Origin of the sequence: Silvibacterium sp., assembly GCF_047605705.1 — a bacterium.
GTDB lineage: Bacteria > Acidobacteriota > Terriglobia > Terriglobales > Acidobacteriaceae > Silvibacterium.
The window spans coordinates 20,658-33,995 of the sequence record NZ_JASGFD010000050.1; the positions used below are offsets into that span (position 1 = coordinate 20,658).

At 61.7% G+C, this 13,338-nt stretch carries 12 protein-coding genes; 1 reads left to right on the forward strand and 11 read right to left on the reverse strand.

Translation table 11 applies throughout. From position 1 onward, the window contains the following. Positions 1-717: an orotidine-5'-phosphate decarboxylase gene (pyrF, locus tag QM649_RS16100; protein ID WP_415200083.1), complete on the forward strand. Its 717-nt coding sequence runs from the start codon at positions 1-3 to the stop codon at positions 715-717. A gap of 59 nt (positions 718-776) precedes the next feature. Here the strand turns inward: pyrF and QM649_RS16105 are convergent, their stop codons facing one another. From QM649_RS16105 to QM649_RS16155, 11 genes are all read right to left on the reverse strand, one after another. After that, entirely contained in the window at positions 777-1,124 is a 348-nt protein-coding gene (locus tag QM649_RS16105) for a VOC family protein (protein ID WP_415200084.1), read from the reverse strand. 158 nt (positions 1,125-1,282) lie between these two features. Continuing rightward, positions 1,283-1,681 (reverse strand): hypothetical protein, encoded by a 399-nt coding sequence (locus tag QM649_RS16110; protein WP_415200085.1) that lies wholly within the window; start codon positions 1,679-1,681, stop codon positions 1,283-1,285. 91 nt (positions 1,682-1,772) lie between these two features. Continuing rightward, positions 1,773-2,720 (reverse strand): EamA family transporter, encoded by a 948-nt coding sequence (locus tag QM649_RS16115; RefSeq protein ID WP_415200086.1) that lies wholly within the window; start codon positions 2,718-2,720, stop codon positions 1,773-1,775. 65 nt (positions 2,721-2,785) lie between these two features. After that, positions 2,786-5,287: a polyribonucleotide nucleotidyltransferase gene (gene pnp, locus QM649_RS16120; protein WP_415200087.1), complete on the reverse strand. Its 2,502-nt coding sequence runs from the start codon at positions 5,285-5,287 to the stop codon at positions 2,786-2,788. Positions 5,288-5,738: 451 nt separating this feature from the next. After that, positions 5,739-6,005 carry a 30S ribosomal protein S15 gene (gene rpsO / locus QM649_RS16125; RefSeq protein WP_415200088.1) on the reverse strand — a complete coding sequence of 89 codons (267 nt, stop codon included), beginning with the start codon at positions 6,003-6,005 and terminating at the stop codon, positions 5,739-5,741. 175 nt (positions 6,006-6,180) lie between these two features. Then, a complete protein-coding gene (locus QM649_RS16130; RefSeq protein WP_415200089.1) occupies positions 6,181-7,488 on the reverse strand; it encodes an MFS transporter in 1,308 nt (435 codons plus the stop codon). 80 nt (positions 7,489-7,568) lie between these two features. Then, positions 7,569-8,963 carry a hypothetical protein gene (locus QM649_RS16135; RefSeq protein ID WP_415200090.1) on the reverse strand — a complete coding sequence of 465 codons (1,395 nt, stop codon included), beginning with the start codon at positions 8,961-8,963 and terminating at the stop codon, positions 7,569-7,571. 71 nt (positions 8,964-9,034) lie between these two features. Beyond that, the gene (locus QM649_RS16140) at positions 9,035-9,397 is read right to left on the reverse strand and encodes a hypothetical protein (RefSeq protein WP_415200091.1); all 363 of its coding nucleotides are present in this window, start codon (positions 9,395-9,397) and stop codon (positions 9,035-9,037) included. Between the two features lie 55 nt (positions 9,398-9,452). Next, on the reverse strand, positions 9,453-11,054 hold the full coding sequence (locus QM649_RS16145) for a DHA2 family efflux MFS transporter permease subunit (protein ID WP_415200092.1): 1,602 nt from the start codon (positions 11,052-11,054) through the stop codon (positions 9,453-9,455). A 195-nt stretch (positions 11,055-11,249) separates the two neighbouring features. Beyond that, positions 11,250-11,921: a dienelactone hydrolase family protein gene (locus QM649_RS16150; RefSeq protein ID WP_415200093.1), complete on the reverse strand. Its 672-nt coding sequence runs from the start codon at positions 11,919-11,921 to the stop codon at positions 11,250-11,252. 68 nt (positions 11,922-11,989) lie between these two features. Further along, positions 11,990-13,087, reverse strand: coding sequence for a VWA domain-containing protein (locus QM649_RS16155; protein WP_415200094.1), 1,098 nt, complete (start codon positions 13,085-13,087; stop codon positions 11,990-11,992). Between the last annotated feature and the right edge of the window lie 251 nt (positions 13,088-13,338).

A 13,338-nucleotide genomic window follows, 5' to 3' on the forward strand; every position in this document is an offset into this window, starting at 1 on the left:
ATGACTCATCCGTCGCACGCCACCGAAAAAGCACAACTGATTGTCGCGCTGGACTATCCGTCCGCCGAGCCGGCGCTCGCACTTGCCGGTCAGCTCTCCGGCCATGTCCGCTGGCTCAAGGTCGGCCTCGAGCTCTACCTCGCTGCCGGCAACTCCATCGTCCGCGAACTCCGCGACCAGGGATTCTCCGTCTTTCTCGATCTCAAGCTGCACGACATTCCCAATACCGTAGCCGGAGCAGTCCGCTCTGCTTCGACCGCGGGTGCGAGCATGTTAACCATCCACTCGCTCGGTGGGCCCGTCATGATGACCGCTGCCGCCGAAGCAGCTGCGGCTTCGCCCGAACCTCTCCAGCTGCTCGCGGTCTCGGTGCTCACCAGCATGGACCAGGCTCAGCTCGAAGCCATTGGCATTGCCACATCCCCCGCAGAACAGGTCCAGCGTCTTGCCCGCCTCGCGACCGCCTCCGGCATCTCCGGTCTGGTCGCCAGTCCCCAGGAGGTCGCGCTGCTCCGCCGCGAGTTCCCTGCACTGACGTTCGTCATTCCTGGCATCCGTCCCGCCGGCGCATCGATCGGAGACCAGAAGCGGATTGCAACGCCAGCCCAGGCTGCCCGCGATGGCGCAAACTTCCTCGTTGTCGGCCGTCCCATCACCCAGGCGCCCGATCCAGCGGCCGCCACGCAGGCCATTCTGGCCGAGCTCGCCGGCGCATAAGCCAAAAGAAACGGCGGCCTCCTCGCGAAAGCCGCCGTTCGTTCTTTCTGACAGGCTTCTCAAGCCTGATCGTGCTGCAACACCGCCAGCTCATTCCCCTGCGGATCGCGAAAATGGAACCGCCGGCCGCCCGGATACGCAAAGATCGGCACCGTAATTTCTCCTCCCGCTGCCTTTACCCGCTCCAGCGTCACCTCCAGTTCCTTCGACTCAAGAATTGCCAGAGGAGCTTTAGGCCGGGATGCGGCATCAGCATTGAAACCTCCATCCAGACCTGCCCCTTCGAGCGCCGCATAATCTTCACCGTAATCCTGAAAGGTCCACGCAAAAAGTGAACCATAGAAACGCTTTAGCTCCGCGACATCTGTCGACGGCAGTTCCAGATAAACGATCGGATTTTTAGACACGGGATGTCCTCGACTCCAGCTCGCTGGTCTGCCTCCGTCCGGATCGCGGCGAGTCGTACGCGGCCCAGGTAGAAGCCGCTTCGCGAGGAACCATCCAAGCCTAATGAACTGGGTCGGTACCTTCAAGAATTTTCAGGATTAGGCGACACCCGGGCGTTCTACTTCCAGCTGACAGCCAGTTGCCAGCGAAGGCTTCGCATCTCGGTCTTCAGCAGCACGCGCTCGTACTCCTCTAGCTCACGCAGCACTGGGATCGTCTCCGACCCCAGCTCCACGGGCGACTCGCGCAGCGAAGCAAGCAGCATGCGAATCGTTGTCAGCCCTTCCGTCGGCGAAAACCACTGTGGCGGAGGAAGCGTCTTTGCCCATTCCGGATCGCCCGCGCCCTCTTCCAACAAAAGAGCCATGGAGTTCTCGTCCGCCGAGAAGAATTCCAGCAACGGCTTTACGCCCAGACGCAGAGCCAGCTTTTCCAGGGCATCTTCGTTCCGGGCCAGCGCGTGCCCATTCACGAAAATATCGAACCCGGGGTCTTCACCCTCAACCACGATGTACATCGACGCGCTCATTGTCGCAGTGTATCCCGCCCGCTGAGTTATCTCGGATGCGATCGGCAGGAAAGGCGTTAGCCGTTATCCGAGAAGTTAATCATTTTAGATAAGACGGCACCGGGGTGGCCGAGGACTCATCGATGCTGACCACGCGGACGATACATCCGGCGAGGATTGCAGCCCCAAGCCCTTCCAGCCAGGAAGGCCGAATCTTCAGCAGCCCATGCGATTCCAGCACCGCAACCAGGGTCGTAAGCCACTCCAGAGTTGCGATCTGCCATGCTTCCATCCGCCCAGCCAGCAGGAAGAGAAGCGGCAACGTCACAGCCGTCACCGGCAAAGCCAATGCCACGAGAGGAAGCGCGGATGCGCGCTGCAGTGTGCAGGGCGCAGCATCGGCCGAATGGAATATGAAGGAAGCCAATAGCAGAAACAAACAGGCTGTTCCGGACTGGATCGCGCAGAATTGCGCCCATTGCCCCGATTGAATGAGTCCGTGAACTCGCAATCGCCGCAGCCCGAGCAGCCCTACCGCTCCAAGCAAGACTGCTGCCAGCAGCGCCAGGAACATCGGCCATGCATGCCAGGAGAGATTCAGGCTGGTAGCTCCAAGCAGGGTTACACCGCCCACTCCCGCCACTGCCAGCGGAATTTCGCCCTCGCCATTCCCGCCGGAAATCAGCAGCGCAAATAGCGGCATGAGAGCGAAGCTTACGATCGATATCCCGGGTGCAACGCCACTTCCCGACCAGGCCGCGAGCACAAAGGGAACGCCAAGCTGCACGACTCCGAGCATCGCGGCCCATAGGATGGCCTTCTGCGAAATCCGGGAGCCGAGATCGCGAAGTGCCAGGAGCCCCAGAGCTGCGGCTGCGATGCCATAACGCGCCGCTTCGAGGCTGATACCCGGAATCGGACCGGCGTAGCAGTCGGGCACCGCATCGCGAAGCCGGCCTTCAGCGATCCACGCGCTACCCCACAACAGACCTGTCAGCAGGAAGGCTGTGGCTGTTCGTATGCGCCCGGACTTTTCGACCTCTGCCATACCAGCGGCCCTTTTGAAAAAGCAAAAGGGGCCGCGCCGAAGCGCAGCCCCTCCTGATACAGCATTTATGCCTGCGGAGCGCGATTGCCGCCACCGCTGCCGCTACCGGGTCCACGACCACGGCCACGACGGCGACGCCGTCCTGCTCCACCGGGACCGCCGGGGCCACGGCCGCCGGGGCGCCGTTCACCGGTTCCCTCGACCACCGGAACGCCGTCCGCGCGGTTGTAGTTGATCTCCTCGCCGCCCTCTTCGTCGCCCTCTTCATCGTCGAAGTCGTCGCCGCCTTCGATGGTGATGGTGCTGGCGTTGGAGGTGGGCTGCTTGTCTTCAGCCTTCGGCCGCTCCTGACGCTCGGGGCGCTCAGCACGCTCCGGACGGCGCTCACGCGGGGGACGCTGCTCACCTTCCCCCTCGCCCGAGGCCGCAATCTCGCCCGCCGGAGCACCCGGCTCAGGGAGACCCAGCTTCTGACGCTGCTCCTTGAGCAGGGCCTTGCGGGAAAGCTTGATGCGGTTGCCTTCGATGCCCAAGACCTTCACCAGGACCTGATCCCCTTCGCGCAGCTCGTCCTTGACGTCCTTCACGCGATGCTCGGCGATCTCGCTGATGTGCAGCAGACCGTCGGTGCCAGGAAAGAGCTCGACGAAGGCGCCGAACTCGGCCAGACGAACCACCTTGCCGAGGTAGGTCTTGCCCACTTCCGGCACTGCGGTCAGGTCGTTGATCATCGCCAAGGCCTTCTCGAGACCCTCGGCGTCGCTCGAAGCCACATTCACGCGGCCCGTGTCGTCGACGTCGATCTTGACCTGCGTCTGCTCGATGATGCCGCGGATGGTCTTGCCACCGGGCCCGATCAGGTCGCGGATCTTGTCGGTCGGGATCTGCAGGGTGCGGATCTGCGGGGCGTACTTCGACTTAATGTCGCGCGGTCCGGCAAGGGCCTCGTCCATCTTGTCGAGCAGGAAGAGACGGCCACGCCGGGCCTGCTCCATCGCCTCACGCATGATCTGACCGGTGATGCCGGAGATCTTGATGTCCATCTGCAGCGCGGTGATGCCCTTGCGCGTACCGGCTACCTTGAAGTCCATATCGCCGTAGTGATCTTCAGCGCCCGCGATGTCGGTCAGGATGGCGTAATCCGCATCCTCCTTCACCAGGCCCATGGCCACACCGGCAACCGCAGCCTTCAGCGGGATACCCGCGTCCATCAGCGCCAGCGAGGCGCCGCAGACCGAGGCCATCGACGAAGAACCATTCGACTCGAGGATGTCGGAAACCACACGCAGCGCGTACGGCGAATCCGCTTCGCTCGGCAGAACCGCGGCGATCGCGCGCTCAGCCAGAGCACCGTGACCCACTTCGCGGCGGCCAACACCGGTCATACGGCCGGTTTCGCCGACCGAGAACGGCGGGAAGTTGTAGTGCAGCATGAAGCGCTTCTTCTGCTCGCCTTCGAAGGTCTCGATGCGCTGCGAATCGTCGTTCGTGCCCAGGGTCGCGGTCACCAGAGCCTGCGTCTCACCACGGGTGAAGAGCGCCGAGCCATGGGTGCGGGGCAGAACGCTGGTCTCGATCGAGATCGCGCGGATCTCGTCGAAAGCGCGGCGATCGGGACGGATGCGGTCCTTGGTCACCTGCTCGCGGAAGGTGCGCTCGCGCAGAACTTCGTAGTACTCCTTGAGCTTCTTCTTCTCGGCAGCGGCGGTCTCGCCGTCGACGATTTCCTTCGCCAGCTCGTCCTTGATCTGCTTGACCAGCGCGTAGCTCTCGGTCTTCGCATGAGTCTTGGTGTCGAGGGCATCGGCCAGGCGGGTGCCGATCTTGGCCTTCAGTGCTTCGTAGTAGGCGGTATCGAACTCGGCAGCCTTCACTTCACGCTTCGGCTTGCCGGCCTTGGCAACCAGCTCATTGATGGCAGCAACGATCTTCTTGATCTCGCCGTGGCCGAACTCGATCGCGTCAACGATGGTCGTCTCGTCCGCTTCGCTCGCACCGGCTTCGATCATCACGATGCCCTCGGCGGTGCCGACGACAGTGATGTTGAGCAGGCTCTCGCGGCGCTCAGGGTATGAGGGGTTGATGATGAACTCACCGTTGACCTGGCCGACGCGCACCGCGCCCACAGGACCGGCGAACGGAATGTCGGACAGAGCCAAGGCTGCGCTGGCGGCGTTGATGCCGACGATATCGGGATCGTTTTCCTTGTCAGCGGAGAAGACGAGGGCGATGACCTGCGTCTCGTTGCGGAAGCCTTCCGGGAAGAGCGGACGGATCGGACGATCGATCTGACGGCTGGTCAGGATCTCCTTCTCGCTCGGGCGGCCTTCACGCTTGATAAATCCACCGGGAATGCGGCCGCCGGCATAGGCGTACTCGCGATAGTCCACGGTAAGGGGGAAGAAGTCGATGCCTTCCTTTGGATCGGGCGAGGCAACGGCCGTTGCCAGCACTACGGATTCACCCTGGGTGACGAGCGCGGCGCCGGGAGCCTGTTTGGCCATGCGTCCGGTCTCGAAGTGCAGCTTTTTGCCGCCGGCCAGTTCTACGGTTACATCCTGCTTCATGGAATCCTCGATTCAGATCGTTGCGGCGGACGCGGAGATGGCCATCGGGCCAAAGGGTCCACCGGGCGTCCGCTCCGCAGCCTGCACATAGCCTGGGAAGCTCCACGCGGAGCCTGGCCTGCAGTGCGCCGTCAGCGCGGAAAACTGTGCCGCGCGGCGCGTCGGAGAGATCGCGGTTGGGAGGGGGTGCGTGCAAGAGGAAGGAAAGGAATAGGAGTGGGACAGTGAGGCTATCTCGCTGCGGCAAAATGCCGCGTGGCGATCCGCACGCCCGGAAGACACTCGCATCACCGCGAGGCTCTCCCGTCGTTCACCGGGCGAAACCACTGTCCGCCCGGATACGCGGAACGATCCACGGAATGCGGTACGGCAACCCATCCGAGGGTCCGTCCACCGCATTCTCTCTTCCCTTCCCGTCGCGTGCGCGTAGGAGACAAGGCGATTCTTCTGACTACTTGCGGATGCCCAGCTTGGCGATGACTTCGCGATAGCGGTCAGTGTTGTTGGTCTTCAGGTAATCCAGCAGGCGACGGCGCTTGCTCACCAGCATCAGCAGGCCGCGGCGCGAGGCGTGATCCTTCGCGTGGGTCTTGAAGTGCTCGGTCAGCTCAGTGATGCGCGTGCTGAGGATCGCAATCTGCACTTCCGGGCTACCGGTGTCGGTATCATGCGTCCGAAAGCGCGTAATGATGTCGGTTTTCTTAGTAGGTGCCAGCACGGGTGTGCGCTACTCCTCAATTTCTCGAATTTCTAACTCAATACACTTCCTAAGTGTCTGCTGGAAGAATAACATGGATTGGTTTTCCAGAACACCCGGAGTTTGCTCTTACGGCTGCCGCTGGAGCCGCCGGAACAATCTTCGTCCAGCCCCTCATTCACAATAAATCAATGATTTACCCCGTCGTCACCCGCGGCTTCACGATCCCAAGCTGTTCGTAGACAGGCCGCATATCGCGCCGCATCCTGGCCATTTGCGTTACGAACCACGCCGAACCGGCCAGCACGCAGCTTCCCGTCAGCACCACCGTGCGCGGCGCGCCGAGGAGATGCGCCAGCCATCCGGCCAGCAGGCTTCCAAATGGAGCCATCCCCACAAAGGCCACCGTGTAATAGCTCATTACGCGGCCACGTTTGTCTTCGGGCACGAGCGTCTGAATGATCGTGTTGCTCGCCGTCATTCCCTGCATCATGCCGAATCCGACAACGGCCATCAGCACCAGCGAGAGCCACAGCCAGTGCGAGAGTCCGAAGCAGACCAGCCCCGCGCCGAAGAGCGACGCAGCAATGGGGATCATTTTCAACAGCCCTTTTACCGACTTGCGCAGCACCAGTGAAAGCGCCGACACCAGCGCACCGATACCCACCGCGCCCATCAGGAAACCCAGCGTATGCGGACCGCCGTGCAGCACCTGCGCCGCAAAGACCGGCATCAGCACCACGAAGGGCATGCCCATGATGCTCACCAGGCCGAAGAGCAGCAGAATCGTCCGCACCGGCACGAAAGTCGACACGTACTGCCAGCCTTCGCGTAATTGGTCGGCCATCGATGTTGCGGCTCGCTTCATCGCAGGCAGATTCACGCGCATCGCCAGCAGTGACGCGATCACGGCGATGTAGCTCACCCCGTCAATGAGGAAGCACCAGCCCTCGTTCGTGGCGGCAATCACCAGGCCCGCAAGCGACGGCCCAATCAGCCGCGCAAGATTGACCATCGAGGAATTGATTGCGATTGCATTCGAGAGGTCGGCTCGATCCTCGACCATCTGCACCATGAAGGACTGCCGCCCCGGCATATCGAATGCGTTGATGATTCCCTGGAAAGCGCTCAGCCAAAGCACTTCGTGAATGGTGATGCGATGCGTCAGAGTCAGCAAAGCCAGGGCGAGCGACTGCACCATCGCCAGCGACTGCGTCCATACCAGCACGGTGCGGCGCTCCATCCGGTCGACCAGCACACCCGCAAGCGGTGCCAGCAGGAAAGTCGGGATCTGCCCCATGAAGCTGACCGTGCCCAGCAGGAGCGCGGAATGCGTCAGCCGGTACACCAGCCACGAGGTCGCAATCCGCGTCATCCATGTGCCGATGAGCGAGATGCTCTGGCCGCCGAAGAACAGACGGAAGTTCCGGTGCCGCAGAGCCCTCCACGCGTGCGAGAAATCTTTTCCGGGCTTCGTCGTATCGCTCGTTGCTGCTTCAGCCAAGCCAGCCATCCTTCCCTAGGATCGTCTCTTCTATTCTCGACGACGATCCCCGTAAGGAAAAGGCCGCAGCAGCTCCAGCTCTAGTTGTCTGCTTTCCCGAAAGGACGCAGCCGCAGGAACACGACGACTCCCATGGGATCCGAACCATAGATCGGCTCCAGCCGCGAGCCGACGGTGTATGCCGTCACCTGCGCGCCCAGCGCCGTCCGCATATGCGGCAGGTTGCCGAGGTCGCGGTCATAGCCGAAGGTGTAGGCCTGCACGCGACCGGCCGGCTCTTCGACAAACCCCGCGGGCAGCGGATTTTCTCCAAGCAGCAGTTCGCTGGTGCGATCCACGTCCTCCATGCGCGTAAACGCATAGTTGCGATCCCGGAAGCGCAGCGTCGACTCCAGCAGATAGCTGTTTTCAGGATGCCCCGGGCCCACATCATGCGTATGCCCCCAGGCCACGGTCGAGGCCAGATTGGATGTCTTGCTGAAAGCCTTGTTCCACATGATGGAGGCCGTCATACGTTTCTGGTCTTCTGTCGGGAAAAGCTGCTCCGGACTGTGCAGGCGGCCATAAGAGAACTGTCCGCTCCAGTTTTCGGTCGGCGCAACCGTCAGCCGCGTCGACCAGGAGTCGATCGCGCCCTGCTGCACCTGCCAGCGATGCTCGTTCGGCTCACGTCCGTGAAATCCGCTCGCCTCGAGCAGGACCCAGCGGTGCGTCAGGCCAACCGTCACCACGTCGTCGGAGATATGCGTCGAGTCCTCCTGGTGATGGCCAAGCGTTCCCACCGGATCTTCAAAAGCCGAGGCGCGATGCGGATAAGCCGTTGGCCCAATCGCGGGATCTCCTACAGGAGCGGCATAAAACGAGAGCAGCGTCTTCTCGTTCAACCGCCAGTCGTAGAGCGCTGCAAACTCCATCACAAAGTCGTGCGGATGCTGCCCGTCCGCGATCGGCTTCCCGTATGCGGTCTCCCCCTGCTGAAAGAGGAGCGGATACTGCCGGTCCGTCACTGTCGCGGGCTCCAGGCTGAACATGCTGCGCAGTGTCAGCTCTCCAGGCCCCCACTGCCGCTGCGCCATCGGCATGAACCAGTTCGTCGAAAACAGCTTGTCCCCGCCGCGCACGCTGGTCTGCTGCGTGTCGGCAACAAAGACATTGGCATGGAACATCAACATCCAGTTGCCGCGCATGGTCATCAGCATCGGGGCCGGCGTCGAGCCTGGTTCAAGGCTCGTGCCGGAGGATGCGTGCGCCTCGACAGTCTTCGCCAGTCCGGTCACCTTCGGTCCCATCTGCATCTCCATGCCCGTATCCCCGCCTTTGTCTTTCTCCATAGGCATCTGCATGGGCATGTTCATGGACTGCCCCGCAGGCATCGACATACCGGGCATCGAATCCATTTGCTGCGCGTGCGCAGCTGCTGAGGACAGCGCAATCGCCGTCGTCAGAATCGCCATCGTGTGTGGCTTCACTTCCATCTCCTCGCGTTCAAACCAATGACACACGGCCGCACACGGCGGGCCGCTCCGTCAACAGGCGAAGAGAAGGATCAGATTCGAAGAGGAATAGTCGGAGGAGAAGCGACTCGTGGAGGCCCGGCGTCAGCCGCCAGCAGGCGCACACCAGTCAGCGCGGACGCAGGCGCGATCGTCGCAATCGGCATCAGCGCGACAGCCAAGTCGGAAGCGGCCCGCACGTTGCGCGCCTCTTCCTTCATGGTGTGATGGCAATCGCTGGCGTGGATCGCCTGCACGCCGGGCTTGTTGCCTGCATGTGCGCAGCAGGCATGGCCAGCATGCATGGCCTGTTCTGTGAGCGCAGGTACGCAGCTTGCCTCGCAGACGTTCGACGCCAGCGATGCCATCACCAGCATCACCGCCATCAGCCACGTCATACTCAGCCGCTTGCTCATTCTCTCCATCTTAGCCTGTGGCGGTCCTAGGGTGTATCGACATATTCGATACACCCTAATGGACCGCCACTTCCGTCTTGGCTCCAGCGCGCGGATTGTTTTTCCGCAGCAAAAACGCAGTTGGAATCAGCAGAATCGACGCACCGCACAGGATGTAGAAGACATCGACGTACGCCAGTGTCTGCGACTGCGAAAGCAGCTGGTTGTAGATTCTTCCTTGCGCCAGTTGGTTCGCATTGGCTGCGCCGTTATGGCCGGTAAAGAAGCCCGTCAGCTGATTCACGCGTTGCTGGAAGGGCGCGCTCGAGGGCGTCAGGTACTTGAGCAGTTGGTTCTGGTGGAAGTAACCTCGCTCGGTCACAGCCGCATTCGTCAACGAGATCAGGATGCTGCCCCCGATATTGCGCACGAAGTTGATGAGACCGGAGATCTGGTTACTCTTCTCGCGCGGCAGCCCGAAGTACGCCGCCGTCGTCACCGAGATGAAGACGAACGGAATCGGCGCCACCTGCGCTACGCGCAGCCACGAAGACGTCTTGAAGCTCAGCCCCAGGTTCAGGAAGGTCGCGCTCAGAAAGTAGGAAAGAGCGAAAAAGATGAAGCCGCAGGCGATGATGTTGCGCGCCGGGAAGCGTCCCACAGCCTGCCCGGCAAAAGGCATCACGAAGATAAGCGCCAATCCACCGCCCGAGAGGGAAAGTCCCGCCCAGGTCGCCGTATAGCCAAGCTCCGATTGCAGAAACTGCGGCTGCAAGACTGTCGTGGCATTCAGCAGGCCGCCGGTCAGCATCATCAACAGGCAGCAGATCGCAAAGTTCGACTGTTTGAAGAGCTTCAGATCCATGAGCGGGTTCTTGGCGCGCCACTCCCAGATCAGCAAGGCCACAAACGAGATCACGAAGGCGATGGCAAAGCCCACGATGAAATGCGAGCCGAACCAGTCTTTCTCCTCGCCCTTGTCGAGACCGATCTGCAATGCACCCATCGAGACAACCAGGAGACCGAGACCAACGTAGTCAAGCTTGAAGAGATTATCCCGGTGCGCCTTCGACCACGGCGGATCTTCCACCAGTCTCTGGGTCAGGATGAATGCCAGGATGCCGACGGGAATATTGATATAGAAGATCCAGTGCCAGCTGTAATTGTCAGTAATCCAGCCGCCCAGCGTCGGTCCGATGGAGGGCGCCAGCACGGCCACCAGTCCATAAAGCGAGAACGCCAGTCCTCGTTGAGCCGGTTCGAAGGAATCGGCCATGATCGCCTGCGCCATCGGCTGCAGGCCACCGCCGCCCGCTCCCTGCATAATCCGAAACAGCAGCAGTAGCGGCAGTGAAGGAGCGAGTCCGCACAGAAGCGAGCTGATCGTGAAGATCGTGATGCAGAGCATGAAGAAGTTCTTGCGCCCGATCACGCTCGCTGCCCAGCCGCCCATCGGCAGAACCACGGCGTTGGCTACCAGGTAGGCTGTCAGAACCCAGGTGCTCTCGTCCTGGCTTGCGCCCAGATTGCCGGCGATATGCGGCAACGCCACGTTCGCAATCGAGGTATCGAGCACCTCCATGAACGCCGCCATCGCCACAGTGGCGGCAATGATCCATGGGTTGACGCGTGGGTGCCACTTTTCCTCTGCCGCAGCCGTTGCCGTCGAACTCGCCATGTCCCTCCGCGGCCGCGGTCTCTTCCCGTCATTCCGGGAGGCGCGTGCCGTTCCTGTCCTTAAGTCAGAATCACATGACTAGATGCGTGGCGGAAGAAGGAAGACGCCGAAATGGCTCTGGATTATCAATAAAAACACCCGTGCACAGAGCAGCCAACCGGGGAGGCGCATCCCTGCGCCACCCCGGGATGAGATCTACAACAGGTGCTCTTTAAGAAAAGCCAGCGAGCGCTCACGCGCCAGTGCAGCCGAGCGCGGCTCAAAGCTGGGCTTCTGGTCACAGTTGAAGCCGTGACCAGCCTCGTAGAGATAGATCGGCACCTCCGGATGGGCCGCCGCGATCTTCGCCCGCTGTTCTTCGGGAATGTGATCATCCTTCGAGCCGAAGTGCAGGATCACCGGAGCCTTCAGTACAGCGTCGGCCGATTTCGCAATCATGCCACCGTAATAGCCCACCGCTGCATCGACCGTGCCGCGCACAGCAGCCAGCCACGCAATCGACCCGCCCAGGCAGTAGCCGACGATACCGGTTTTCTTTTGCGTCTCGGCGCGCGCGTAGGCAACCGCTGCATCCGTGTCCAGATTCATCGCCTCGATGCCGATCTTCGGCATGAAGCTCAACGCCTTCTCGCGATCGCTGCCGTCGTACTTCAGCTCCACGCCACGCTCGACGCGATCGAACAGCGCCGGAGCCACGGCCAGGAAACCGGCCTTCGCGTATTGATCCGTCACGTTGCGGATATGCTGATTCACCCCGAAAATTTCCTGAATGATGACCAGGCCGGCGATCGGCTCGCCTTCCGGCCTCGCCACGTAAGCACCCAGTGCATGCCCGTCCGAGGCCTTCAGCGTTACAAACTCACCCATAGTTTCTCCATCTCGGATTTGTACTGCCCTCACCTAGACGAACTGCTCCCGGGCTGAGCCGCACGGTTTTACTGGCCCGGTGGAGAGGTAGCGCTCCCAACTGCAGGATTATTCGTAAGCGACCAGTAACTGTCACGCGCGACCACACGCGCGCCGTAATCCGCGGTCAGCTGCACCTCGAGCACATGCATCCCCGGCGTTCCATCGGTCGGATGGAAACTCAGCACATAGCGATTGCCGGCATGCGAGGCCTCGTCGTGCACTGCTTTCTCGAAGGCCTTGTCCTTGTTGAAGAACGCATACTCGCCGCCGCTCAACTGGGCCAGCGTCTTGGGCGCATTCTTCTTCATAGCGTTGGCGGCCATCAGGAAAGGCTCCAGCAGGCTGCCTCCCCCATTTCCCTTGCCCCACTCACGCAGGTGAGAGGCTGCCGGGGAGAATGCAAGGCTTAGCACGAGCGTGTTCGTCTCACCCACGCGCTGTACAACCTCTGGGATGGTGATGTGCCGGCTGCCATGGTCTCGTGTCTCACTGATCAGCAACAGAACGCGCCGCCGCGTATCCGGCTGGCGGGCCAGCAGGTTCAGCGAGTAGCCCACCGCATCGAGGATCGCCGCGCTGCCGTCACCCGGCCCCATGCTCACCAACTGCCGCCGCACCCGCGTCGAGTCCTCAGAGAAATCGCTCATCAGGCTTGGCCGCGAATCAAAGGTCACCAGCGCGGCCTGGCTCTGCGGTGAGCCGAGGAAGTAGTCCAGCAGCGGCCCCAGCCTTGCCACCTTGTCGAATTCGAGCGACGAGTCCCGTCCCCGCTCCACGCAAATCACCAGCGAGACCGGCTGCGTATCCATGTCTTCTTCAAGATGAACCTGCTGCCGCACGCCGTTATCGAAAACGGCAAAATCCTTCGCCTGCAGCCCGTAGATGACTTCGCCCGAATGCTTTTTCTCGACCAGCGTCGGCACCAGCACCACGGTCGAGGTCACCCGGATCACCGGGTCCTGGTAGTCCTTGTCACTGAGCATCGGCTTGGCCGCGGCATTCACCGGCGGAGCCGATGGCTGGACAGGCGGAGGTGGAGGCAGAGAGGTTGGCGGCTGCGCCGGTTCGCCCGGAAACGGCTCCTGCGCAAAGCCTGTCGCCGGCAAAGAAAGGCAGCCGGCCACGCAGATACACCCAAAAACGATCGAGAGAAAGGACTTCATCACAAGAAATAAGACACAAATAGGACGTAAAAGCCGCCCCGCAGGTCTCCTCCCATCCTCTCATCGGATGTGGGAAACCCCATTATTGTGGTGTCACCTTGGGTGGAGCGGTCACCGGGGTGAACGGTGCATAGGTGTCGCCGGGCACGGACTTGGGAGCAGCCACGGTACCTGCGGCAGGGGCCGAACCCGCCGCCTGCGTGCCGGCGACC

Bases quoted from the DNA above. Each gene is read 5' to 3' on its own strand.
- QM649_RS16115 (WP_415200086.1), bottom strand. From the start codon at position 2,720: ATGGCAGAGGTCGAAAAGTCCGGGCGCATACGAACAGCCACAGCCTTC.
- QM649_RS16145 (WP_415200092.1), bottom strand. From the start codon at position 11,054: ATGGCGAGTTCGACGGCAACGGCTGCGGCAGAGGAAAAGTGGCACCCA.
- pyrF (WP_415200083.1), top strand. From the start codon at position 1: ATGACTCATCCGTCGCACGCCACCGAAAAAGCACAACTGATTGTCGCG.
- QM649_RS16140 (WP_415200091.1), bottom strand. From the start codon at position 9,397: ATGAGCAAGCGGCTGAGTATGACGTGGCTGATGGCGGTGATGCTGGTG.
- pnp (WP_415200087.1), bottom strand. From the start codon at position 5,287: ATGAAGCAGGATGTAACCGTAGAACTGGCCGGCGGCAAAAAGCTGCAC.
- QM649_RS16150 (WP_415200093.1), bottom strand. From the start codon at position 11,921: ATGGGTGAGTTTGTAACGCTGAAGGCCTCGGACGGGCATGCACTGGGT.
- QM649_RS16110 (WP_415200085.1), bottom strand. From the start codon at position 1,681: ATGTACATCGTGGTTGAGGGTGAAGACCCCGGGTTCGATATTTTCGTG.
- QM649_RS16135 (WP_415200090.1), bottom strand. From the start codon at position 8,963: ATGGAAGTGAAGCCACACACGATGGCGATTCTGACGACGGCGATTGCG.